The organism is Streptomyces syringium (genome assembly GCF_017876625.1).
In the GTDB taxonomy this organism is placed as follows: domain Bacteria; phylum Actinomycetota; class Actinomycetes; order Streptomycetales; family Streptomycetaceae; genus Streptomyces; species Streptomyces syringius.
This window is the reverse complement of record NZ_JAGIOH010000001.1, coordinates 643702-666078: the sequence shown is the minus strand read 5'-3', so window position 1 is coordinate 666078 and position 22377 is coordinate 643702. Positions and strand designations below refer to the sequence as shown.

The following is a 22377-nucleotide window of genomic DNA, read 5'->3' as shown; positions in this document are numbered from 1 at the left end:
AGAGATGTCCGCTCCGACGCAGCGGCCGTCCGTGGTCTATGGCCGCCCGGTCACCACGGACGGTGTGCGCAACCTGTACTCCGGTACCCACGTCACGCCCTGGACGCCGCCCGCTCCCGGCATCGACAACCTCGGCATCACCTCCATCGACACCTTCGCCGTCCCCGGGATCGGTGAGTACACGGTCCCCTTCGACGGCTACGTCCGCGTGGTGCGCTCGCAGCCCACGTCCCAGGAGTGGTCGAAGGCCGAGGTCTACACCAACCTCATCGAGATGAAGATGGAGGGCTCCTGCGAGGAGCTCGGCCACATCACGGTCACGCTCAACCCCGAGTGCCTGTCGACCGGCCAGATCCGCACCCCCTTCGACCCCTACGCGGGCGAGGGACCGGCCGCCAAGGCGTGCCGCATGGCCGTCGGCGCCATCTTCCACATGCCCAAACTGGGCCTGAGGCTCGCCAACAAGGAACCCATCATCCTGACCATCGACGACGTCCGGCAGATCCCCCCGGCCGGCTCGCCCGGCAAGGGCCAGATCTACCGGATGCTGCCGCTCCACGACCTCGAGCGCATGGACGACTCGCCGGTCGCCTACGTCACCAGCCTGCGCTTCACGATGGGCGGCTATCTGCCCGAGGAGCGGTTCGGCGAGAGCGCCAAGGAGTTCGGCAAGTAGGCGGGAGACACAGGAAACGAAGCGGAGGAGACCCAGGAGTCGAGAAGAGGGAGGAGGTGAAGGCACCGAGCGGCACGGCGCCGCACGCGCTCACGGTCACGCACCCGTCACCAGCCGGAAGAAGGTGCTCATGACGCCCGACGACTCCCGCCCGCGCGGCCTCTCCCGCGAGTCCGCGGCCTTCCCGCCCCTCGGGGGCAGTGCGTACCCGGTCGCTCAGGACCGGTGGGAACGGCTGGTCAGCACCGTCACCGTGCCCGATCCGCCCGAGGCGGTCTGGGCCGCGCTCACCGCCCCGCACCGGGTGGCGCGCTGGCTGGCGGTCTGCCGGGGCCCGTGGGCGGTCGCCGGGCGGGAGTCGATGCTGGACTTCGAGGACGGCGAGTTCTTCTGGTGCCGCACGGTGTGCGCCGACCCGCCGCGCACCCACCGGCCCGGTTCGCTGCGCCTGCTGTGGCGGTGGCTGGGCGTGGGACCGGCCACCGCCGTCGCCTGGACCGTCGCGCCCGCCGCCACGGCGGCGGGCGGTACCACGGTCACCGTCGTCGAGGAGGCCGACAACCCGCCCTCGGACTGGCGCTCCTGGAACGGCATGGGCTGGCCCGGAATCCTCGACCAGCTCGCGGCCCACCTGCGCACCGGCACCACCTGGCGGTGGCCGTGGCGCCGGGTGGGCCCGTACCTGCAGATCCCGCTGCCCGTACCCGCCTACCGGGCCTGGCAGGAGCTGACCTCACCGGCCGGCGTCCAGCACTGGCTGCAGCGGTCCACCGGCACGCTCGCCGCCGGCGAGGACCTCACGCTCGTCATGGGCGACGCCAGCGGCACCGCCCGCATGCGGGTCACCCGGCTCGTCGAGGCCGCGCAGGAGTTCCCGTCCTACCTTCCGTACCTGGAGTTCGAGCTGAGCCGGCCGTCGTGGACGGCGGCGCTCGGCGGGCGGATGTGGATCGAGCCCGCGGGGCTGACCTCGTCGCTGCTCCAGGTGTGCCACTTCGGCTGGGAGAACCTGGACATTCCCGAGCCGGTCACCGAACGCCGGATCATCACCGGCTACTGGACCGCCGCGGCCGACCGCGCCCGTGCGCTGTTCCTGCCCCAGGGCCCGCCGGCCGGCCCCCATGGCTGGTCCATGGCGGGCGCGCCCGAGATGCCCGCGGCCGCCCAGGGCATGGACACCGGTGTCGATCCGCTGGACGTCCAGCAGTTCCTCGGCCGTATCGTCGGTGACCTCGGAACGGCCATGGCCGGCGTCCTGTGCGCGCTGGGTGTACGGCTCGGACTGTTCGCGGCGCTGGGCACCGGCGGCCCGGCCACCGCGACCGAACTCGCCGACCGCACGGGGCTGTCCGAGCGCCACCTGCTCGAGTGGCTGCGCGGCCTGACGAGCGCCGGCTACCTCGAGCACGACCGCGGCGACGGACGCTTCACCCTGCCCCCGGCCCACGCCGCCGTCCTCGCCTTCGAGGACTCGCCCGTCCACCTGGCGCCCGGCTTCGAGCTGCTGCCCCCGCTCGCCGCGGCCGTCGAGGACGTCGCCACCGACTTCCGTACGGGCAAGGGCCTGGACCGCTCCCTCTACGCCGAGCAGCTCTTCACCGCGATGGAGCGGATGAGCGCGACCTGGCTCGACACCTGGCTCACCGAGCACTGGATCCCCGCGGTCCCCGGGTTGCTCCCCGCCCTGGAGCGCGGTGGCGCGGTGGCCGACATCGGCTGCGGCGGCGGCCTGGCGCTCGTGCGCATGGCACGGCGGTTCCCCATCTGCCACCTGACGGGCTACGACCTGCACGAACCAAACGTTCGCCGCGCCCGCGAGGCCGCCCGTGACGCGGCGGTCGAGGACCGGGTCACCATCGAGGCGGCCGACGCGACCACGGCGCTCGCCGCCGGTGGGCCGCTGCGGCTGGTGACGATGTTCGACGTCCTGCACGACGCGGCCGAACCCGAGCGGCTGCTCCGCACCGTACGGCAGGCACTGGAACCGGAGGGCGTGCTCCTCGTCCTGGAATCCCTCTCGGCCGACGACCCCGCGGACAACACCGGACCCCAGGCCACCGTCCTCTACGCCACCAGCACCCTCTACTGCCTGCCGACCGCGCTCGCCGACGGCGCCCCCGGCCACGGCACGCTCGGGCTGCCTCCCTCCGAGATCCACCGCTTGGCGGAGACCGCCGGCTTCGGCCGGGTCGAGCCCGTCCCCACCGGCAGCCCGTTCAACGCGCTGTACGCGCTGCGTCCTTGAGAGGAGTGCGCATCACATGGACGACAGTGCCTTCGCACGGCTGCTCGCGCTGAAGGACACGATGACACCGTGGGCCCTGCGGGCCGTGGTGACCCTCGGCGTGCCCGACCTGCTCGCCGGCAGCGAACTCGGCATCGACGAACTGGCGCGGCGCACCGGCACCGTACCGGACGCACTGCACCGCGCGCTGCGCCTGCTCGCGGCGCGCGGTGTCTTCACCGAGGCCCGCCCCGGGGTGTTCGGGCCGACGGAGCTGTCCCGGCTGCTCGAGTCCGGCCATCCGATGAGCCTGCGGCCCTGGCTCGACCTGGACGGCGCGATCGGGCGCGGCGACCGCGCCTGCGTGCACGTACTGGAGGCGCTGCGCACGGGCGGCCCTGTCTACGAGCGGGCCTACGGGCGCCCCGTCTGGGACGACCTGGCAGCCGATCCCGCCCTCGCGGGGTCCTTCGACGCGGCGATGGAACGCCGGGCCGCAACGCTCGCCCCGGCCGTCGCCGCCGCGTCCGGGCGGCCGGAGCACGTGCTCGACGTCGGGGGCGGCACGGGAACCGTCCTCGCAGCCGTCCTGCGCGCCCACCCCGGCGCACGAGGCACTCTTCTCGACCGCGCACCCGCCGTCACGGCGGCCCGCGCGGCCTGGGGCGACACAGCGGCGGGACGGCGCTGCGCCTTCGTCACCGGCAGCTTCTTCGACGCGCTGCCGCCGGGAGCGGACATGGCACTGCTGGTCAACGTCCTGCACGACTGGGCGGACGAGCACGCGGAGGCCATCCTGCGACGGTGCGCGGAGGCGGTGGGCGCCGGAGGGCGGGTCGTGGTCGTGGAGGGGGTACGGGATGCCGGCGGGCACGGACTGCTGGAGCTCGACCTGCTGTTGATGCTGGTGTACGGCGGTCGCGAGCGGGGGCTCGACGAATTCCGGGAGCTGGGCGAGCGGGCGGGCCTGGAACTCCTGGCGACGGAGCCGGCGGGGGAGGGGCTGAGCTCACTGACGTTCTCGCCGCGCTGAGTACGGACCTGCTGCGGCAACTGCCATTGCCGCGGTGAGATGCGGTGCGGCAAGGTCGTGTGACGATGCACGCCACAAGGGCCCTGTCGGTGACGCGACCGCACCGCGTGTGCCTGCCACCGAACTGGTGGGCGTCAGTAGACGATTGACACGATCCGGCAGGCCGCTTCGGCCAGTTCACGGTCGCCGTCGATGCGGGCGCGGGCCAGGGCGGTGTCCGGCTGGATGCCGCGGGTGCACAGGCGCCAGGCGGTCTCAGCATCCAGGCCGACGAGCGCGGCGGGACGTCCTGCGTCCGGCTCGGCAAGCGACCAGTGATCCCCGATGGCCGTCACCGTCCAACTGCCGCCGGCCGGGCCTTGGATCCGCACCTGGATCTGCGTGCCGACCGGCGCGGTGACCTGGCGCAGGGTGTGCGGCAGGGCCCGCATGAACGTGTCCAGGACCACGGACAGGAACCGCGGATCGGGATCGGTGTCCTGGCCAATGGCGTGGCGGATCTGCTGGCGGTGGGTCCAGAACTCGGTGAACTCGCGGGCGCTGTCCAGCCACATCGGCGCCGGATCGACCCCGGCCCAGGACACCCCCAACGAGGGGGAGCCGGGGTCGGCGGCCTCGAAGAACCGGGCGACCTGCCCGCCGATCACGTCGAGTGTGTCGGTGAGCGCGACCGGGCTCACTCGACGGTGGGCGTCGACCCATTCCTGGTTGATGCGGTGGATGAACGCCTCCAGCGTTTCACCCGGCGCGAGGCCGGGGCCGTCCTGGTGGCCGTCCCGGTCCCGGGCGAGACGCCCGTAGAAGTCGCCCAGGAGGTGCGCGGCAAGATCCCGAACCGTCCAGCCCGGCACCGTTTCCTTGCCCCAGTCGGCGGCCGTCAGGCTCCTCAGCGTGGCCATCAGCGCGGCGTGCTCCGGGGCGAACAGGGAGCGGGCGTCGGACGGGGCACCGAGCTGGGTGTTCATGGCTTGAGCCTGCCCATCAGGGGGCCGTTCCGCCAGTGAATATCCCACTGCGACGACTCTCTGGGACGGAAGAAAACCTGGTGGCCGCTGTCAAATAATGCGTTGGTGAGCAAGCCTTCGGCTATGCGATCACGACCGATGCCGTGGTGATCGGCAGCTGCGGTCTTCATCGCCGCATCGGGACCGATGTCATCTGGCGGATGACTGCGGACCAATGGCAGGCGAGCACGGCTGAGCGGGGTCAACGGGCGCGCTGAACAGTGACTGTCGAGGGATCGGGGCGGGGGCCATCCGCGGCGTGCAGGGCGCGGTGGGCGGTGGTGCGGAGGTGGTGGAGGACTTCGGGGTCGGCGTCGAGGGTGTAGTCGGCGTCGAGGCCGGCGAGGGTCTGGGCGATGCGGGGCAGGTAGTCGTCGGAGGCGTCGATGCGGCAGGTGGTGTCGGTGAGGGGCTTCAGGCGGGTGGCCAGGCCGCGGGTGCGGGCGCGGATGCGGTCGGCGGGGGCATGGACGGTGGCGATGGCGCGGTAGCGGGTGGGGGCGGCGGACAGCCGGCTCGCGACGAAGGCTGCGGGGTTGCCGCCGGGCACCGGACGGGGCGGGACGCGGCGGCCGGTGGGTATGGCGTCGGTGATGCGGTCGAGGCGGAAGAGACGCCAGTCGTCCTTGTCGGTGTCGTGGGCGACGAGGTACCACAGGCCGCCGGAATCGACCAGGTGGCAGGGCTCGACGCGGCGCCGCGCCGGGCTGCCGTGGCGGGTGGTGTAGTCGAAGGTGATGATCTCGTGGTCGCGGCAGGCGACGGCGAGGGCGGCCAGCAGGGTGGGGTCGGCACGCGGCCCCTGTTCCTCCCAGGTGATGCCGGCGAGGGACTCCTGAAGGGCGCCGACCTGGCCGCGCAGGCGGCGGGGGAGGACCTGTTCGAGCTTGGCCAGGGCGCGCAGGGCGGTCTCCTCGATGCCGGTCAGGCCGCCGGCAGCGGTGCGCAGGGCGACGGCGATGGCGACGGCTTCGTCGTCGTCGAGGAGGAGGGGTGGCAGGTCGCTGCCGGAGGTGAGGCGGTAGCCGCCGCTGTGTCCGCGGGCGCTGTCGACCGGGTAGCCCAGTTCGCGCAGCCGGTCGATGTCGCGGCGGACGGTGCGCACGGTCACCGAGAGGCGGTCGGCGAGGTCGGCGCCGGACCATTCGCGGCGGGTCTGCAGCAGGGACAGCAGCCGCAGCATGCGGGCGGTCATGTCGCTCGTCATGAATTCCATGATGCCGCTGTCAAAGGACACAGGCTGTCCTGAAACCCTCCTACTGTGGGTGATGTCCGAACGGAGCAAAACGGGAGGTTTCACCCATGAAGATCGCTGTTCTCGGTACCGGTGGCGGCGCTCGCGCGCACACCGCGAAGCTGCTCGAGCTCGGCCACGAGGTGTGCGTCGGTACCCGCGACGTCGAGGCGACGCTGGCCCGGACCGAGCCCGACATGATGGGCAGCCCGCCCTACAAGGAGTTCCTCGCCGCTCACCCGGGCATCACGCTGCTGTCCTTCGGCGAGGCCGCGGCTGCGGGCGAGCTCGTCATCAGCGGCATCGACGGCCACAACGCCGTGGCGGCCCTGTCGGCCATCGCCGACCAGCTGGCCGGCAAGACCCTCATCGACTACGCCGTCCCGTTCATCTACCAGCACGCCCCGGAGCACCCCTGGCCCACACCGTGGGGCGTCATGCCGAAGCTGGACCCCTGTGACACCGACAGTCTCGGCGAGCAGATCCAGCGCGCCCTGCCCGCCACGAAGGTCGTGAAGTCCTTCGTCACCCAGGAGCAGACCACCGTGGTCAACCCGCAGGCGGTCGCCGGCGGTGACCACACGATGTTCGTCGCAGGCGACCACGCGGACGCCAAGCAGCAGACCATCGACCTGCTCAAGGCCTACGGCTGGAGCGACATCCTCGACCTCGGCGCCCTGGTCTGCGCCCGCGGCATGGAGATGCACACCCACCTGCACGAGGCCATCCGCTTCGGCCTCGGCGGTCAGGAGCTCGGCGGCCACTTCGGCATCAAGATCGTCCGCTGACCCTGCCCGGACGGACCATCAGCCACACCGGCTGGGGGCGGCACACTGACGCCTGCGGCCCCCCAGCCGCTTCACTCCCGGCGGCGAGCGCACCGCCGGGGCCGCGGGCGCGGCACCCGCTGACCATCGGCACCAGCCCGCCTCCCGCCCGCACGGGAGTCACCGCCACCAGCACTCCCAGCACGACACGACCCCAGGAGCAACAGCATGCCCGGCAAGAACACCCAGACCAGCGCTCTGTCCGGCACGATCATGTGCCACGCGATGTGGGCCCGCGACGGCCGCGAGCTCGCCGACTTCTACGCCACCGCCCTGGGCACCAAGGTCTCCCAGACCTACCCCGATGAGCACGGCAACGAGGCCGCCTTCGCCTTCCATGCGAACGGGGCGATGTACCTCTTCTACTCCTCCGCGTCCTACACCGCTCCCGTCTGGCCGGAGCAGGAACTTCCCTTCCATATGGACTTCGTCTTCGACGACGTCGAGGCGGCGGAGAAGGAGCTGCTGGAGATGGGCGCCACCAAACCCGACCACCAGCCGGGCGGAACCTACTGGACCGTCCTCCTCGACCCGTCCGGCCAGCCCTTCTGCATCCACGGCAGCCACTGAGACCCCCCCCTTGTGATGACCGTTCTGCCCCGCATCACCGCTGCCCAGCGGCGCGCCCGCCTTGTCCGCTGCCATCTCCTCGCCCCCTCTGCCCGCCGGCAGACGGCCGAGGCGGTGGCCCAGGCACTCATCGGCCTGCACGCCACCGACCCCGCCACCGTCTTCCTCGCCGCGGCCGCCCGCATGCACCAGCCCACCGCCGCTGCCATCGAACGGTCCCTGTACGACACCCCGGCCGGCCTACCGGCGCTGGAGCGCATCCGGTGCATGCGCCGCACCATGTTCGTCGTGCCCGCCCCGCTGGCCCCGGCCATCCGGTCCGCGACCGTCCACGACACCCACCGCCACCGCACCGAGACCCTCAGGCACCTGCGCCAGACCCTCGGCTGGGACGAGCGCCGCTACCAGGCCGTCGAGCAGACCGCCCTCGACGCCCTCACGGCGCGCGGCCGGGCCACCGCTGCTCAGCTCGCCACCGACGTGCCCGCCCTGCGCGAGCAGATCATCACCTTCCCCGGCAAGCCGTACGAGTCCCGACAGCGCGTCAGCGCCTCCGTCCTCGGCGTGCTCGCCACCGAAGGCCGCATACGACGGTCCCGCCCCGCCGGCACGTGGACCTCGGCGCAGTTCCGCTGGGCCCCGGCCCGGCCCCTGCCCCGGGTACCCGCCGCCGCAGCGAAGACCGCCCTGGCCCGGCACTACCTCAAGGCATTCGGCCCCATCACCGTGGACGACCTGAAGTGGTGGACCGGCTGGAACCTCACCGACACCCGCAAGGCACTGGCCGCCACCGGAGCGCAGGCCGTCGAACTCGACGAAGGAACCGGCTACCTCCTGCACGAAGACCTCGACACCCTTCCCGACGCCCCCGAGCCCGCAGCCGCCCTGCTGCCCGGCCTCGACCCCACCCCCATGGGCTGGCGCCACCGTGACTTCTACCTCAACCCCGGCCACACCAAAGCCCTCTTCGACCGTAACGGCAACATCGGTCCCACCATCTGGTGGAACGGCCGCATCATCGGTGCCTGGGCCCAGCACACCGACGGTCACATCAACCATCACCTCCTCACCGACCCCGGCCACGACGCCCGCACCGCGATCACCGCCGCAACCGCCCGTCTGACCGCCTTCCTCGGCACCACCCGCGTCACCCCCTGCTACCGCACCCCCCTCGAACGCCACCTCGCCACACAGAGTCGGGTCCTAGAGGCTGTCCCGAAGTTCCGCGAGGTTGAGCGGCGACAGTCGTGACAGCTCGGATTCGGCGTCGCCCATGACGACGTTGTAGCGCGAGGAGCCGAGGATGGCTGTCATGGTGGCGGCGATCTCGCCGTGCGGTGCCGTGAGGTCCAGCGCGAGGCCGAGGCCGAGCCGGGCGAACGCGGCGGTGTTGTCGGGCTGGTCGGAGAGGACGCCCATGCCCGGGACAGGAGTTGCGCCCTGCACCGCGTCGAGCAGGGACGCTCTGCCTCCGTGCGTCACGAACAGATCGGCGCGGCGCAGGAGTGCGTTGCCCCGGGACCGGGTCCTCCAGACACCGCCCGACGGGGCGGGGCGGTGAGGCGAATGGCAGCAATCCCGGTTGAGATCGGCCCAACTATCAGAGACATTACGTCGTTGGGGCGGAGGCGTGACGAAGAGCCGAGTCGACTTCCGCTTGGTTCCCCGCCTGCCCCTTCGCCTGGACCACCGCACAGTGACTGAACAGGAGCCATCCGTGGCCGACACTCGGCAGACCACCCCCGACGTTCGTGTCGAGGATCGAAGCAGGCAGGGCCATCCGGATCGCCCCGCGGCCTTCGACGACGCGGTGATACGCCAGGCCCGCAACTCCGCCGCGTTCTGGGCCGCAACCGGAAACTCCCGCGGCCACGAGATGATCCGCCGACGCGGCTTCCTCGCCGTGCTCGGCGGTCAGCGCGCCGGGACACGCATCCTGCTGCAGGAACCCGACCCCGACGCGCACGAGCTCGCCGAACTGACCGAGCTGGCCGGCCGATCGACGGGACCGGTGGATGTCGAGGATCCGTTCAGTTCCACCGACCTGAGTCACCTGGGCCTGCGCAACTGGCAGATGCCGATCATGGTGCGCCCGCCCGGCCCTGTTCCCGCGCCCGCGATGGAGGTGGTCCGAGTCCAGCGGGCGCACGAGCTGCAGACTGCCGAACAGATCGTGATCGAGGGCTTCGAGCTCACCAGATTCAGCCCCTACCGTCCCGGTGAGGTGTTCCCCGCAACACTGACCGAACAGCCAGGCGTGGACGTCTTTCTCGCCGTTCTCGACGGCGAGGCGGTCGGAGCCGGTGTCACCGTCGTCCACGACGGGTTCGGCAGCCACTACTGGGTCGGCACAGCGTCGGCGCACCGCTCCCGTGGCGTCGGGCGGGCCGTCATGCTCGGCTCGCTCACACCCATGGCGAACCTTCCGGTGACACTCACCGCCTCACGGCTCGGACGGCCGCTGTACGAGTCGCTGGGCTTCACCGCCGTCACCTCGTCGACCTGGTGGGCCTCACAATGACCCTCATCGAGGCGTGACTTGGCGCCCCCGGCCGGCCCGGCAACGACTGGCTGCGTTCCATGAGCCGCTGGTGTCGCGTTGCGCCCGGTGGCTGCCGGCGCCGGTGCGGGCTGGGCGCCCGGTCACTCGGCCCACGGTCTGACGGCACTCTTCCAGGCGGGCGGCGTTCCGCACGGTGTTCCGCTCGGCGTCAGGGTCCCTCGGGGCGTGGGTGCTCGATTCACGGGCCCGGCCGGACGGCAGAGCGCGCTGCAGCCTGTCGCCCTGTCAGCGGTTACCGTCTGAGCATGATCGACTCATCGTGGAACGTCCTTCTCCTCGGCGGTGCCTCGGGCGTGGGCAAGAGCCGGGCCGCTGCCGAGCTGGCCCGGTCGAGCGGCGCGTTCGTGGTCGAGTTCGACGATGTGGTCAGCGCGGTCCAGCGCCTCACCACGGCCGAACAGCACCCTGCCCTGCACTGCTTCGACCGGATCCCTGACACCTCCGTGCTCGACGTCGACCGTGTGGTGGAGCTCCAGATCACCACCGCCGACGCCCTGCAGTCCGCCCTCCTGGGCGTCGTCGACAACCGGCTGACCGTCGACATTCCGGCGGTCATCGAAGGCGACTACCTCAGCCCGGCCGCCGCAGCCCGCGCCGTACAGGACGGCACCGTGACCGGCCGTGACATACGGGCGGTCTTCCTGCACGAGGGGGATCCGGAGCAGATCGCCGTCAACTACGCCGTCCGCGAGCCGAACAGCGGTCTCCAGACCCATCGGGCGCGGGTCAGCGCCCGGTACTCACACTGGCTCGCCGATCAGGCCGCGCTCCACGGGCTGCCCGTCGTGTCGTCCCGCCCCTGGCACGATGTGGCCGTACGCATCGAGCGGGCCCTCGACCGGTCGGCCTCGCGCCCCTGACGGGCGGGAAGACGACCGGCCGACCGCCCGGACGGGGCGTCACAATGCTGGACAACCCCGGGTACAGGCTCGCGGACTTCCTTCCGGCCCTGGTCAATGACGATGACCACGTGCTTTCGCTCTGTCCACGGCCGCCACTCCGATCGCCGCAAGGGCGATCTGGATCAGCCACTCGATCCAGTCGAGGCCACCCGTGACCGAGACGTGCAGTGCGCGTGCGATGGCCGTACCGGCCAGCGCGGCGGCAATGCCGACAAGGATCATCAGCCACACGGGAACGTGTTGCCGTCCCGGGAGCACCAGCCGACCGAGCAGGCCGATGATGAAGCCGATCACCAGCGCGCTGAGAATGCCCGAGATTTCCATGGCACTCACTTCCACGGATGGGCGGGAAGGACCGGGAAAGGCACAGGAAGAACCGCCATCCGGTTGCTCATTCTAATACCGCATGCGCCCCATATGCACCTTCCCTGTCAAGGATGCTTGGGGGATAATTGCGACTGAAAGCATGAGAAGGTGAAGATCACGAACGAGCGTGAGCCAAGGGCGGCGAAATCTCCTCGCGAGCACGAGGCTCCGGCGAACCGCGTGTCCGCCACGGAGGCGCTGCGCAGCGCGGCCGAGCAGCTCACGGAGCTGCTCGGGCGCCGGCCCGAGTCGGTCTCCGCGCTGAAACCCACCGATGAGGGCTGGGAGGCCCGCGTCGAGGTCGTGGAAGTGGAGCGGATTCCCGAGACGACGAGCGTGATGGCCAGCTATCAGGTCCTGCTGGACCCGGCCGGCCAGCTGCTGGCCTACGAGCGCGGGAACCGTTACACACGCGCCCAGACGGGTGGGGCCGACCGCGATCGCTAGCCGTGCCCCCCGGCCCCTCGTCGGCGCGACACGACTTCGTCCCCCAGCGGCCTCGCCACCGGCGCGACGCCGTCTCACGCGAACGACGTCCGGACGCGGCAATCGCGAAGGGAAGAGATCGTGACTGTGACTCCGCAGGGCGGTGCGCTGCCCACCGGTGGCGGTGGTGAGCGGTCCGGAAACCTCTACGACGTGCTGGAGCTGGTCCTCGACCGCGGACTGGTGATCGACGCCTTCGCTCGTGTCTCCCTCGTGGGACTCGAACTGCTCAAGGTGGACGCCCGCATCGTCGTGGCCAGCGTCGACACCTACCTCCGCTTCGCCGAAGCCTGCAACCGGCTCGACCTGGAGGCGGGCCGCAAGGCGCCCGCCCAGCTCCCCGACATGGTGCAGGGAGCCGTCGAGGGGGGCGCGAGGTCCAAGAGCAAGGGCGCGCTGACGGGAGCGGTCGAGGCCATCACGGACTCACTGCACAAGGGCGACGACGAGGCCGCGGAACGCGAGGAGGAGCCCGCCGGGCGCGAACACCGTCGTGCGGAGCCCGAGCGCAGGACCCGGCGCCCGTCGCGGTCGAGGGAGGAATGAGCGATGCCGGTCTACGTCTACGCCATCACCACGGCTACCCACCCCCTGCGCCTCGACGACCTGGAAGGCGTGGGCGATCCGCCCGCCGAGCTGTACGCGATCAGTGACGATTCGCTGCGGGCCGTGGTGAGTCAGGCGCCCGAGGACCTGGCGATGGGGCGTCGGGACCTGGAGGCCCATCACGCCGTGCAGGAGCGTCTGTGGGCGGACGGCAGCACCCTGCCGCTGAGCTTCGGTTTCGTCGCCGCGGACGAGGACGCCGTGCGTGCGGTCCTGCAGGAGCGGGCCGAGCAGTTCGCCCGCGCCCTCGAGGAAGTGACCGGACGGGTGGAGTTCAACGTCAAGGCCGTCGGGAACGAGGAGGCGCTGTTGCGCGACGTGCTGACCGGGTCCGAGGAGGCCCGCAGGCTCAACGAGGCGACGCGTGACGGTGGCGGCGCGTACGAGGACCGGCTGGCGCTCGGGCAGCTCGTGGCGCAAGAGGTGCAGAAGCGGCAGGAGGCCCTGGCGGCCGGGATCGTCGAGGCGCTGCGCCCGCTCACGCGTGCCGAGCAGCTCTCGCCGCCTTCCGGGCAGTACTTCCTGAACGCCTCGTTCCTCGTCGAGGACAGCGGCGAGGAGGCGTTCTCCGGGACCTGCGCCGAACTCACCCAGCAGTACGCCGATGTGGCCGAGCTGCGCGTGCGCGGACCGTTGCCACCGTACAGCTTCGCCTGAACAGACCGTGGAAGGAGCGGGCCGTGGGACTGGTTGCGGGGCTTCTGACACTGCCGCTCGCTCCGGTCAGGGGCGTCGCATGGGTGGTGGACAAGGTCCGCCTCGCGGCGGAGCAGGAGCTCAACGACCCTGCCGTTCTCCAGGAGGAACTGGCCTCCCTGGAGCGGGCACGGGAAGAAGGGCGGATCGGGGAGGAGGAGTTCGCGCAGCAAGAGGACGCGCTGCTGGCGCGCTTGATGACAGCACGGCAGCAACGGTTCCCGTCCGGCGGCTGACGGGCGCCGCTCGCCGCGGCTCCTTTACCGTCCGGAATGAGGAGGCGGAAACGATGGACAACGCCAAGATGGGCGCGGCCGTTCTCGGCGGCTACATGCTGGGGCGTACCAAGAAGGCGAAGCTCGCGCTCGGACTCGGCGCGTTGTTGGCCGGTTCACAGGTGAAGCCCGGTCAGCTCGGCAGGACACTCGCCCGGTCCCCCTTCGTCAGCGGCATCAACGAGCAGGTGCGCAAGGAGCTGGTCTCGGCGGGCAAGGCGGCGGCGACGTCCGTGATCACGGCCAAGGCCGAGCATCTGGCCGACTCCCTGCACGACCGGACCACCGGCCTGCAGGAGAAGGCGAAGCCGGCCAAGGGCGGGCACAGCGCCGGGGGAGCGGCCTCGAAGAAGGCTCCGGCGGCCGCACACGGCTCCGGGCACCGGGCCTCGTCGGCGTCCCGTGGCGGGACGACGGCCTCCGCACACCGGACGTCGGGGTCGGGCGGAGCGTCCGGCAGCACACGGGAGACGCATGAGGAGGAGACACACGGCAAGGCCCGTGACCGCTCCTCCGACGACGCGCACAGGAGGTCGGGTGATGGCTGAGCGCAAGGCAGCGGAGCGCGCCACCGGGGCGGCGGGCGGGCTGCGGGATCGTGTGCAGGGCAATCCGGGCGCGAACCGGCTGGTGGAGGAGGCCGAGGCCTACGTCCAGGCGCGGCTTGAACACATACTCGAAGACATGGTGCACCGGCTGGAGGACACGGCCACGCGGCTCGGCGAGGCGCACCTGGGCCCGCATGCGCTGGCCGGCGCCATCGGAAAGGGCGGACAGCATCTGAAGGCGGGAGCCTCCCCCAGCGCGGCCGTGCTCTCGGCAGTCGCCTCGCACGCCAAGGACTCGCTGGTGGAAAAGGTCAAGGAAGCCTCCGGCAAGCGCCGCGAGGAGAAGAGGCGGGGCGCACCGTCCGGTGGCCGGAGCCTGACGGTCGTCGAGGACGTGGAGGTCGGCGTACCGGTGCGTGAGGCGTACGACCAGTGGACCCAGTTCCAGGACTTCGGCAGGTTCGCCAAGGGCGTCGTGAACGTGGAGCGCGAGGACGAGACCACCTCGCAGTGGCACGTGAAGATCGCCAAGGCGAGTCGGCACTGGCAGGGCACGGTCACCGAAATGGTGCCGGACGAACGCATCGCGTGGACGTCCGAGGGTGCCAAGGGCACCACCAAGGGTGTGGTCACCTTCCATCCCCTCACCGAGAACCTCACCAAGGTGCTCCTGGTCATGGAGTACTTCCCGCAGGGACTGGTCGAGAAGACCGGCGCACTGCTGCGGGCCCAGGGCCGTCGCACCCGGCTCGACCTGAAGCTCTACCGCGCGTTCCTGACCGTTCGCGGGGAGGCCACCGGCGGCTGGCGCGGGGAGGTCCGGGACGGCGAGGTGGTCCGTGAGCCGGATGAGGACGCGTACGAGCAGGAAACCGACGACTACGAGGCCGAGGACCGCGTCGACGAGAGCCCGCGCCGCGCCGAGGAGTCCGACGAACCCTACGAAGGCGAGTACGAAAGCGAGTACGACGAGGTGTACGCGGACGAGGAGCCGCGGGCGGGCGAAGAATCCCTGCGTGAGGAGGAACCGGAGGACGAGGAGCCGCACCCCCGCCGCTCCCGGAAGTGAGTCCCGGGAGCCGGCCCGGAAATGATCCGAGGAGGCCCACGCCGTGACCGAACCCGTGCCCTCTCCCCTCAGCTCGGCCCGCTCGCCCTACGCGTACGGGCAGGAAGGCGGCAGCAGCGCGAACCTCGCCGACATCCTTGAGCGCGTGCTCGACAAGGGCATCGTCATCGTCGGCGACATCAAGATCAATCTGCTCGACATCGAGCTCCTCACCATCAAGCTCCGCCTGCTGGTGGCCTCCGTGGACAAGGCCAAGGAGATCGGTATCGACTGGTGGGAGCACGACCCGGCCCTGTCCTCGCGCGCACACGAGCAGCGCGAGCTGGAGAAACAGAACGAACGGTTGCGGGCCGAGGTCAGGATGTTGCGGCAACGCGCCGACGAGTCGCCGCCGGGCCTGCCCGCGGGTGAGGCCCGGCCGGTCAGCGCCCACCGCACCCGTCACGCCGATGCGGAGAGGTCCCGCCCGGCGGAGCGGCCCCGTGCGACCGAGCGGTCCCGCCCGTCGGAGCAGGCCCGTGACAGCGAACGTCCCCGGGCAGGGGAGCGCGCCCGCGGCAGCGCACCGGCCGACCGGAGGCGGCGGGCCCCGGACGACGAGGACCGCGGCTGAGGCCGGGCCCGGAGGGAGGAGCGATGGCAGGCCACTTCAGCTACACGTACGCCGTGGTGCCCTTCTCCCCTTCCCTGGAGCGCACCGCGCTGGGCGGCGTCCGCGGCGTGGCGGACCGTCCCGTCCGCCTGGTCCGCTCCGGTGAGGTGGCGGCGGCCGTGAGCCCCGTACCGGAGGCCGACTTCTCGCAGGCGGCGCTCAAGGCGCACCTCGAGGACCTGGACTGGCTGGAACCCACAGCGCGGGCACACCACTCGGTCGTCGAGTCCCTCGCCGCCCGCACCACCGTCCTTCCGCTGCGACTCGCCACGGTCTACCTCGACGACACGCGCGTCGCACAGATGCTGGAGGCGGGCCGGGCGACGTTCGCCGGTCTGCTCGCCCGGCTGACCGGCCACGCGGAGTGGGGCGTGAAGGTCTACGTGGAGCGGCCCGCCTCGGCAGCCGTTCCTCCGGCCGACACCGCGCCGCCCCTGGAGGAGCCCGATCCCGGTCGCGCCTACCTGCGGCAGCGACGTCACCAGCACCAGGCACGAAGGGACGCCTGGCACACGGCGGAGGAGGTGCTCCGCCGCATCGACGCGGAGGTCCGAGGCCTGGCAGCCCAGCGCGCCCGGCACCGGCCGCAGCAGGGCCGCCTGGCAGACACGGGCGGCGAGAACGTCGCCAACGACGCCTACCTCGTCCCCCACGAGCTCGCCGAGGAGTTCCGGCGTCGCGTGCGCCGGGCCGCCGAGGACGCCCCCGGTGTCCGCGTGGACATCACCGGGCCCTGGGCCCCGTACTCCTTCGCGGAGCCCGGCGTGCAGGAGCCCGGTCTCCAGGAGGGAGCGGCGCCAGGATGACCCCGTACGCGGACGACGACCGTCCCCTGGCGGAGCGGCAGGTGGCCTTGATCGACCTCCTCGACCGTCTGCTGAGCGGCGGAGTCGTCCTCACCGGCGATCTCGTCCTGTCGATCGCCGATATCGACCTGGTGCGCGTATCGCTGCGGGCCGTGGTGGTGGCCATCCGTGAAGAGGCGGAGAGGTCATGGGAGCTGGGCTCACTGGAGCCACTGGCACCGGGCACCGAGGACGTGGAAGGCGGTGAGGACCGTGTCCGGCCGTGACGACCAGCGCACGCCGGACCGCGTGCAGGAGCTCTCCCGAGAGGCGAGCCGCCTCCTGTCGATGGTCCCGGCCCACCCCGAAGAACTCCCGCCTCCGCTGGACACGTCCCGCCGCACCGCCGCCGAACGCCTGCACACCGACCCCGACACCGTCGAGCGAGACCTCGTGCGTCTGGTGCTGACCATCGTCGAGCTCCTGCGTCAGCTCATGGAGCGGCAGGCGCTCCACCGCGTCGACGCAGGCGACCTCACGGAGGAGCAGGAGGAGCGGCTCGGCCTCACCCTGATGATCCTCCACGATCGCATGCAGGAGCTGTGCGAGCGGTACGGGCTGACGATGGAGGACCTGAACCTCGATCTCGGCCCTCTCGGCACACTCCTGTGACGGACGAGTCGCGGGGTGGCCCTCCTCGCCCAGCTCGTCGGCGACCGACCCGCGCTGCCTCTCCGGGCGGCAGTGGGCCGGCTACTGGTTTGGTGCGGCGTCGCTGATATCGCCGAGCGCCGAGCTGCGGTCCTGCTCGACGGCGAGCTCGCGAGCAGCCCGCGTCAGTGTGCGGGCGTGGCTTGTGCGATGAGGATCGCGACGTCGTCGTGGTCCTCGGGGTGCCGCAGGGAGTGCAGGAGCCACCGGCACGTCTCTTCCAGGGGCCGGCGCGGTTCGTCGAGGGTGTGCAGCAGGGTGCCCAGGCGCTCGTCGATGGGGTGGTGGCGGGTTTCGACGAGGCCGTCGGTGTAGAGGATGAGCCGGTCGCCGGGGTGGAGATCGAAGGCGGTGGTGTGGAAGGGGATACCCCCGACGCCCAGGGGTGCGCCGGTGGGCAGATTCAGCAGACGGGGGTGGTGGCCGGCCGGGGCGAGGACGGGCGGGAGGTGGCCGGCGTTGGCGATGCGGCAGCGGTGATCGCCGGGGTCGTAGACGGCGTAGACGCAGGTGGCGATGTAGTGCTCGAGGCCGCGGGTGATTCTGTCCAGGTGCTGGAGAACCGCGTCGGGGGTCAGGTCGAGGTCGGCGAAGGCGCAGGTGGCGGTGCGTAGTCGCCCCATGGTGGCGGCGGCGTCGATGCCGTTGCCCATGACGTCGCCGACCACCAGGGCGGTCTTGTCCCCGTCGAGGGGGATGACGTCGTACCAGTCGCCTCCGACTTCGTGGGATGCCTGGGCGGGCTGATAGAGGGAGGCCACGTCGAGGCCCGTGAGGTGGGGTGGGTGGCCGGGCAGGAGGCTGCGCTGGAGGGTCTCGGCGGTGTTGCGGACGCTCTGGTGCCAGCGGGCGTTGTCGATGGCGACGGCGGCGCGGGCGGCCAGTTCGCCGGCGAGGAGGACGTCGTCTTCGTCGAACGGGAGCGGGTTGCGGGCGCGCAGCAGGTCGAGCGTGCCGAGGACTTCGTTGCGGGCGATCAAGGGCACCGCGAGGTAGGAGTGCACACCGGCCTCGGTGAAGGCGGCCGCGCCGTCGGCATCACGCGCGATGCGCTGCAGATCCTTCTCTTCCGTGTGGGCGATGACGATGGGCTGTGCGGTGTGGACACACCGGGTGATCAGACGGTCCGAGCTGTAGGCGGCAAGGTCACCGGCCTTCATCGCGGCGGTGGCCGGCGTGGGACAGGCGGCGGCCACCGCGAGCGTGCGGAACAGTTCCGGCCCCTCGTGGGTGCCGCTGGTGCGGCGGAAGGCCAGCACCGCGTCCAGGACGTCGACCGCTGCGACATCGGCCAGGTCGGGGACGGCTACCTGGGCCAGTTCGTGGGCGGTCTGCTCCACCTCCAGGGTGGTGCCGACGCGGGCGGAGGCGTCGGCGAGCAGAGCCAGGCGGCGCCGGGCCTGTTCTGCTTCGGTGGTTGCCCGGTGGCGTTCGGTGACGTCGACGACCGAGGTGGCCACGCCGATGACCCGCCCGCTGGGGGTTTCCAGCCGGTAGTCCGACACCGACCACGCATGATCATGGTCGGGGTCTGCCGGGGTACGGCCGACGGCGTACTGGTCGATCAGCGGCGTGCCGGTGACCAGCACCTGCCGCAGCGCGAGCTCGATGGTCTCCGCGTCGAGGAACGGCAGGATCTCGTGAGGCCGGCGCCCGATGTGATCGGCGGCGGGAATGCCGTTGATGCGCTCCAGGGCCGGGTTGACCAGGAGATAGCGCAGATCGGTGTCCAGGAGTGCCACCCCGATGGGGGACTGCGACACGAGCTGCTCCGACAGGGCCAGATCCGTCTCGACGCTCTGCAAGGTGGCGTGGTCGGCAGCGATGCCCAGAGCGTAGACGTCCCCCTGGTCGTCGAGGAGCCGCATGTTGCGGAACTCCACCCGGCGGGTGCTGCCGTCCTTGTACCGGATCGGGAACGCTCCGGCCCAGCTCGCCCCGGAGCCCATCACCTCGGCGAACAGCTTCACCACCAGGTCGCGGTGCTCCTCGTGGACCAGCAGGTGCGCCGCGTACCGTCCGAGGGCCTCCTCGGCGGTATAGCCGAACACCTCGTCCGCCTGCGGGCTCCAGAACACGATCCGACCGCGGGTGTCCAGGACGACAGCAGCCACACTGAGCAGGTCGAGCAGCCCTCCCGGCGGCGACGGCCCCGCCCGGCGATCCCGCTCCGCCTCGCCGAGCGGCTCGTATGCACCCATCCTGCAAGGCTCCCTCCTCGGCGCCCCCGCTCGGGCCGGCCGAGGGCTCCCTTCCATGCTGCTCCCCGACCGCGAGCTGCACGATCCGACGGCCGGTCCCGTGCGGCCCCCGCAGGCCACCCCGGCACAGGCCCGCCAGGGGACACGTCGGGGTGTGCGCCGGTGCCTTGCGCACAAGCCACGCTCCCCGTAGCGCCCGCGCTCCGGACGGGCGACTGCGCGTACGATCACCGGGTCCACGCCTCCGCCGACCAGGAGTCCTCCGGTGACCGCCGTAGTCCCGCCTCCCCGCACCGTTGCCGGGCTGCTGGTCCCTCGGCTGCTGACCCGCACTGAGGACGGTGAGCGGCTGCACGCCCTGTTGTGGTCACCGGGCCCCGGCTGGCGGATGATCAGCAGCGCCGTTCTCGGCGGAGGCATCGGCGAACGGACCTGGGTCCTCAACGCTCAGGTCTCCCACGGCTACCGGCGCACCGACCCGGACCGGCACCTCGCCGTCCTGGCCGGCGAGGCCGGCGCCCACGGCCCGGGAGTGGGGCTGATGACGGCCGCCGACATCTCACAACACGCCCGCGCGCACGACGGCGGCGTCAGCGCCGTGGTCACCGCGGGCATCGAGGTACGCGGGTGGGCCGCCTCGGCGGCCGAGGGCACGATCGTTCCGGCGAAGCCCGGAACGATCAACATCGTTGCCGCCCTCCCCGTGGCGCTGTCCGACGCCGCCCTGGTCAACGCGGTCGCCACCGCCACCGAAGCGAAGGTCCAGGCACTGCTCGATGCCGGCTACGACTGCTCCGGCACACCCACCGACGCCGTGTGCGTCGCCACGCCTGCTCCGCGCGCCGGAGAAGAGGTCCACGCCTTCGCCGGACCCCGATCGGTGTGGGGTGCCCGCCTGGCCCGCGCGGTCCACAAAGCCGTCCACAACGCCACGTCGGCGGCTGACCGCGGCTGACCCACCGGCCGACAGGTGTCTGTACGGGCCCGGCTGCGGGCCGGGCACCCGGGGATGCGGTGGGGGGCGGGGCCGCGCACGCTGGAACGGCGAGGGCAACCTGGGCCGGCGGCCTGATCAGCAGGCGTGGCATGTGCCCATGGCGGGAAGCTGACGATCATGCGCCTTCTCGACGACTTCCGCCGCCTCGACCGCCGACTGACCCACCGGGTGGCCTCCTGGGACTCCGCAGGGGCGCGCCAAGCGCTGCCGGCAGTCGGGTCGGCGGCCGAGGGAACGAAACTGTGGTGGGGAACTGCCCTGGTCATGACGGTCGTCGGCGGACGTTCGGAGCGCAAGGCAGCGGCGGCGGGGGTGGTCAGCATGCTCTCCTCGCAGTTGATCGCGAATGCGGTGTGCAAGCAGCTGTACGCGAGACGCAGGCCGCCCGGGGAGCTGATTCCCCACGACGGCGTCGAGGACCGCCCGGATTCCTCGTCCTTCCCTTCCGGGCACACCGCTGCCGCCGTGGGCTTCACCGCCGCCGTGGCCGCGTCCCACCCGTGGTGGGGAGCGGCTGCCGCCGTCCCCACGACGCTGGTGGCATTCGAGCGTGTCCACAGCGGCGCGCACTACCCCAGCGACGTCGCCGTCGGCGCCGTCATAGGACTGACCACTGCCTTTTTGGTCCACCGTGCGCCACGGCTGCTGCTCCGCGCCGCCCTCTGAGTGGCGTCGGGGGCACCGCATCAGCCGAGACCCGCGGCCGACCCGCGGCCGTCGTCCGCCTGCGCGTCGGCGCAGGCGGTAGGCGTACGACGGCCGGGTTCACTCTTCGCGCGGGCGCTGCCTGCGGGGCGAATCCTCGTCCTGCGTGAGGGCTTCCGGATCACGCCATTCCTCGGACCGGGTCGGCCGCCCGGAACGGCTCTGGTGCTCCGCTTCCTTCTTCAGCTGATCGTCCTTCTTGGGCCCGTGCTTGTTGCTCTGGCGCTGCATGGATGCTCGCCTCCTTCCGGGCGCCGCCCGCGGTTTCACGGGTGGTCGGGGTGCTGCTCGGGGGGCGTACCTCCGCCCTGGCCACCGCCCTTGGTGCCCTTGTCGGTCCCACGGGCGCGTGATGCGGGGCCACCGGGGCCGACCTTCTTGTCGAGACCCGCCTTTGAAGCAGCGGAGTCCTGGGAGGTAGCACCCTTCCCACTACGCCGCAGGGCGTTCTGCTGCGGATTCTTGGTCATGACGTCCTCCGCGAGTGAGGGAATCTCTCGTCCCGCGCGTTTCCAGTCGTGCCCCGTGGAAACATCCGCGTACGCGGGACCGCTCGTTCCTCCAGCCTATGCGGCTCGAAGAAGGGTGGCGCGACGGCAGCCGGGGTGCCGCGGGCAGCTGGACTCCCGCGCTCGGCCAGTGGCCCGTGGGGCGCCGCCCGGCTCCGGGCCGGGCGGCGTCCGCATACCCGCAATCGTCGCTACGAGGCGTCCCTGGCCACCCGCGTCAGCACCGCCTCGCGCAGGCCGTCGGGGTCCGCGCCCAGGGCCGCCAGCACATCGAGGCCTCGGCCTTCTCCCGCGGCCAGCATGCCGAGCAGGATGTGCTCGGTGCCGAACTTCTCCTGGCCCAGTGCACGCGCCTCGCTCAGGGTTTGTTCGAGTGCCTTCTTGGCATCCGGGGTGTAGGCGGGCCTCGGGTACTGGAAGGCGCCGGGGCCGAAGTTGTCATCGGCCTGGCGCTGGATCGCCTCGACGTCGATGCCGATGGACGACAGCGCGTCCTTCGCGGGTTGTCCGCCGGTGGCGACGATTCCGGCGGCCTTCAGGATGCGCACGGTCTCCTCCCTGGCCCGTGTGAGCTCGACGCCCTGCTCACGCAACACGTCCCCGGCCGTGCTCCGGTCGGTGCCGACCAGGCCGAGCAGCAGGTGTTCCGTACCGATGAAGTCATGGCCGAGGGCGATCGCCTCGTCCTGGGACAGCACCACGGCGTGCCTCGCGCGGTCGGTGAAAAATTCAAACACG

The 22377-nt window shown here is 71.6% G+C and carries 29 protein-coding genes and 1 pseudogene; 20 read left to right on the top strand and 10 right to left on the bottom strand.

Annotated elements, in window-relative coordinates:
• Positions 1–4: 4 nt before the first annotated feature.
• The 3 genes from JO379_RS03045 to JO379_RS03035 all read left to right on the top strand — a co-directional run bounded on the left by JO379_RS03045 (position 5) and on the right by JO379_RS03035 (position 3933).
• On the top strand, positions 5–676 hold the full coding sequence (locus JO379_RS03045; protein WP_209513661.1) for a DUF6073 family protein: 672 nt from the start codon (positions 5–7) through the stop codon (positions 674–676).
• 130 nt (positions 677–806) lie between these two features.
• Positions 807–2921, top strand: a complete 2115-nt coding sequence (locus tag JO379_RS03040) for a methyltransferase domain-containing protein (protein WP_209513660.1) — start codon at positions 807–809, stop codon at positions 2919–2921.
• Positions 2922–2937: 16 nt separating this feature from the next.
• Positions 2938–3933, top strand: coding sequence for a methyltransferase (locus tag JO379_RS03035; RefSeq protein ID WP_209513659.1), 996 nt, complete (start codon positions 2938–2940; stop codon positions 3931–3933).
• Between the two features lie 134 nt (positions 3934–4067).
• On the opposite strand, the gene JO379_RS03030 is transcribed toward JO379_RS03035, so the two are convergent.
• The 3 genes from JO379_RS03030 to JO379_RS03020 all read right to left on the bottom strand — a co-directional run bounded on the left by JO379_RS03030 (position 4068) and on the right by JO379_RS03020 (position 6144).
• On the bottom strand, positions 4068–4898 hold the full coding sequence (locus JO379_RS03030; protein WP_209513658.1) for a maleylpyruvate isomerase family mycothiol-dependent enzyme: 831 nt from the start codon (positions 4896–4898) through the stop codon (positions 4068–4070).
• Positions 4895–5068, bottom strand: coding sequence for a hypothetical protein (locus tag JO379_RS03025; protein WP_209513657.1), 174 nt, complete (start codon positions 5066–5068; stop codon positions 4895–4897). Before JO379_RS03025 ends, JO379_RS03030 begins: the two co-directional genes overlap by 4 nt.
• A gap of 71 nt (positions 5069–5139) precedes the next feature.
• Entirely contained in the window at positions 5140–6144 is a 1005-nt protein-coding gene (locus JO379_RS03020) for a helix-turn-helix transcriptional regulator (protein WP_209513656.1), read from the bottom strand.
• A gap of 95 nt (positions 6145–6239) precedes the next feature.
• Between JO379_RS03020 and JO379_RS03015 the strand changes: the two genes are divergently transcribed.
• The 3 genes from JO379_RS03015 to JO379_RS03005 all read left to right on the top strand — a co-directional run bounded on the left by JO379_RS03015 (position 6240) and on the right by JO379_RS03005 (position 8819).
• Entirely contained in the window at positions 6240–6959 is a 720-nt protein-coding gene (locus JO379_RS03015; protein ID WP_209513655.1) for an NADPH-dependent F420 reductase, read from the top strand.
• Positions 6960–7166: 207 nt separating this feature from the next.
• On the top strand, positions 7167–7568 hold the full coding sequence (locus tag JO379_RS03010) for a VOC family protein (protein ID WP_209513654.1): 402 nt from the start codon (positions 7167–7169) through the stop codon (positions 7566–7568).
• A gap of 15 nt (positions 7569–7583) precedes the next feature.
• On the top strand, positions 7584–8819 hold the full coding sequence (locus JO379_RS03005; protein ID WP_209513653.1) for a winged helix DNA-binding domain-containing protein: 1236 nt from the start codon (positions 7584–7586) through the stop codon (positions 8817–8819).
• Here the strand turns inward: JO379_RS03005 and JO379_RS03000 are convergent.
• A complete protein-coding gene (locus JO379_RS03000) occupies positions 8772–9050 on the bottom strand; it encodes a glycosyltransferase family protein (protein ID WP_209513652.1) in 279 nt (92 codons plus the stop codon). The genes JO379_RS03005 and JO379_RS03000 overlap by 48 nt on opposite strands.
• A gap of 235 nt (positions 9051–9285) precedes the next feature.
• On the opposite strand from JO379_RS03000, the gene JO379_RS02995 reads away from it, so the two are divergent.
• Both JO379_RS02995 and JO379_RS02990 read left to right on the top strand, forming a co-directional pair.
• Positions 9286–10089, top strand: coding sequence for a GNAT family N-acetyltransferase (locus JO379_RS02995; RefSeq protein WP_245381354.1), 804 nt, complete (start codon positions 9286–9288; stop codon positions 10087–10089).
• Positions 10090–10376: 287 nt separating this feature from the next.
• On the top strand, positions 10377–10991 hold the full coding sequence (locus tag JO379_RS02990) for an AAA family ATPase (RefSeq protein WP_209513651.1): 615 nt from the start codon (positions 10377–10379) through the stop codon (positions 10989–10991).
• Positions 10992–11084: 93 nt separating this feature from the next.
• Here the strand turns inward: JO379_RS02990 and JO379_RS02985 are convergent, their stop codons facing one another.
• Positions 11085–11357: a GlsB/YeaQ/YmgE family stress response membrane protein gene (locus JO379_RS02985; protein WP_209513650.1), complete on the bottom strand. Its 273-nt coding sequence runs from the start codon at positions 11355–11357 to the stop codon at positions 11085–11087.
• Positions 11358–11513: 156 nt separating this feature from the next.
• Here JO379_RS02985 and JO379_RS02980 point away from each other — a divergent pair, with 156 nt between their 5' ends.
• The 10 genes from JO379_RS02980 to JO379_RS02935 all read left to right on the top strand — a co-directional run bounded on the left by JO379_RS02980 (position 11514) and on the right by JO379_RS02935 (position 17188).
• Entirely contained in the window at positions 11514–11846 is a 333-nt protein-coding gene (locus JO379_RS02980) for a gas vesicle protein GvpO (protein WP_209518465.1), read from the top strand.
• Positions 11847–11966: 120 nt separating this feature from the next.
• The gene (locus tag JO379_RS02975) at positions 11967–12431 is read left to right on the top strand and encodes a gas vesicle structural protein GvpA (protein ID WP_209513649.1); all 465 of its coding nucleotides are present in this window, start codon (positions 11967–11969) and stop codon (positions 12429–12431) included.
• Positions 12432–12434: 3 nt separating this feature from the next.
• Positions 12435–13148: a GvpL/GvpF family gas vesicle protein gene (locus tag JO379_RS02970; RefSeq protein WP_209513648.1), complete on the top strand. Its 714-nt coding sequence runs from the start codon at positions 12435–12437 to the stop codon at positions 13146–13148.
• 23 nt (positions 13149–13171) lie between these two features.
• Positions 13172–13423 (top strand): gas vesicle protein GvpG, encoded by a 252-nt coding sequence (locus JO379_RS02965; RefSeq protein WP_209513647.1) that lies wholly within the window; start codon positions 13172–13174, stop codon positions 13421–13423.
• Between the two features lie 53 nt (positions 13424–13476).
• Positions 13477–14010, top strand: coding sequence for an ABC transporter substrate-binding protein (locus tag JO379_RS02960; RefSeq protein WP_209513646.1), 534 nt, complete (start codon positions 13477–13479; stop codon positions 14008–14010).
• Positions 14003–15079 carry an SRPBCC family protein gene (locus JO379_RS02955; protein ID WP_209513645.1) on the top strand — a complete coding sequence of 359 codons (1077 nt, stop codon included), beginning with the start codon at positions 14003–14005 and terminating at the stop codon, positions 15077–15079. The genes JO379_RS02960 and JO379_RS02955 overlap by 8 nt, the downstream gene beginning before the upstream one ends.
• A gap of 43 nt (positions 15080–15122) precedes the next feature.
• Positions 15123–15692, top strand: a complete 570-nt coding sequence (locus JO379_RS33075; RefSeq protein WP_307841880.1) for a gas vesicle protein — start codon at positions 15123–15125, stop codon at positions 15690–15692.
• A gap of 23 nt (positions 15693–15715) precedes the next feature.
• Positions 15716–16537 carry a GvpL/GvpF family gas vesicle protein gene (locus tag JO379_RS02945; protein ID WP_209513644.1) on the top strand — a complete coding sequence of 274 codons (822 nt, stop codon included), beginning with the start codon at positions 15716–15718 and terminating at the stop codon, positions 16535–16537.
• Complete coding sequence (locus tag JO379_RS02940; RefSeq protein WP_209513643.1) at positions 16534–16803, top strand: gas vesicle protein; 270 nt, start codon at positions 16534–16536, stop codon at positions 16801–16803. The genes JO379_RS02945 and JO379_RS02940 overlap by 4 nt, the downstream gene beginning before the upstream one ends.
• Positions 16804–16864: 61 nt before the next feature.
• The gene (locus tag JO379_RS02935; RefSeq protein ID WP_209518463.1) at positions 16865–17188 is read left to right on the top strand and encodes a gas vesicle protein K; all 324 of its coding nucleotides are present in this window, start codon (positions 16865–16867) and stop codon (positions 17186–17188) included.
• A 164-nt stretch (positions 17189–17352) separates the two neighbouring features.
• Here JO379_RS02935 and JO379_RS02930 read toward each other — a convergent pair whose 3' ends face one another.
• Complete coding sequence (locus JO379_RS02930; protein ID WP_209513642.1) at positions 17353–19428, bottom strand: SpoIIE family protein phosphatase; 2076 nt, start codon at positions 19426–19428, stop codon at positions 17353–17355.
• A 265-nt stretch (positions 19429–19693) separates the two neighbouring features.
• Between JO379_RS02930 and JO379_RS02925 the strand changes: the two genes are divergently transcribed.
• Together JO379_RS02925 and JO379_RS02920 are read left to right on the top strand one after the other, a co-directional pair.
• Positions 19694–20383 (top strand): adenosylcobinamide amidohydrolase, encoded by a 690-nt coding sequence (locus JO379_RS02925; protein ID WP_209513641.1) that lies wholly within the window; start codon positions 19694–19696, stop codon positions 20381–20383.
• Positions 20384–20542: 159 nt separating this feature from the next.
• Entirely contained in the window at positions 20543–21091 is a 549-nt protein-coding gene (locus tag JO379_RS02920; protein WP_209513640.1) for a phosphatase PAP2 family protein, read from the top strand.
• Between the two features lie 99 nt (positions 21092–21190).
• On the opposite strand, the gene JO379_RS02915 is transcribed toward JO379_RS02920, so the two are convergent.
• The 4 genes and pseudogenes from JO379_RS02915 to JO379_RS34060 form a co-directional block, all read right to left on the bottom strand.
• Positions 21191–21361 (bottom strand): hypothetical protein, encoded by a 171-nt coding sequence (locus tag JO379_RS02915; RefSeq protein ID WP_209513639.1) that lies wholly within the window; start codon positions 21359–21361, stop codon positions 21191–21193.
• Between the two features lie 35 nt (positions 21362–21396).
• Positions 21397–21600, bottom strand: coding sequence for a hypothetical protein (locus tag JO379_RS02910; RefSeq protein WP_209513638.1), 204 nt, complete (start codon positions 21598–21600; stop codon positions 21397–21399).
• 230 nt (positions 21601–21830) lie between these two features.
• Positions 21831–22187, bottom strand: coding sequence for a Clp protease N-terminal domain-containing protein (locus JO379_RS02905; protein ID WP_372449132.1), 357 nt, complete (start codon positions 22185–22187; stop codon positions 21831–21833).
• Positions 22179–22376, bottom strand: a pseudogene (locus JO379_RS34060) (Clp protease N-terminal domain-containing protein); the annotation flags it as partial. The gene JO379_RS02905 and the pseudogene JO379_RS34060, both read right to left, overlap by 9 nt.
• Position 22377 lies beyond the last annotated feature (1 nt).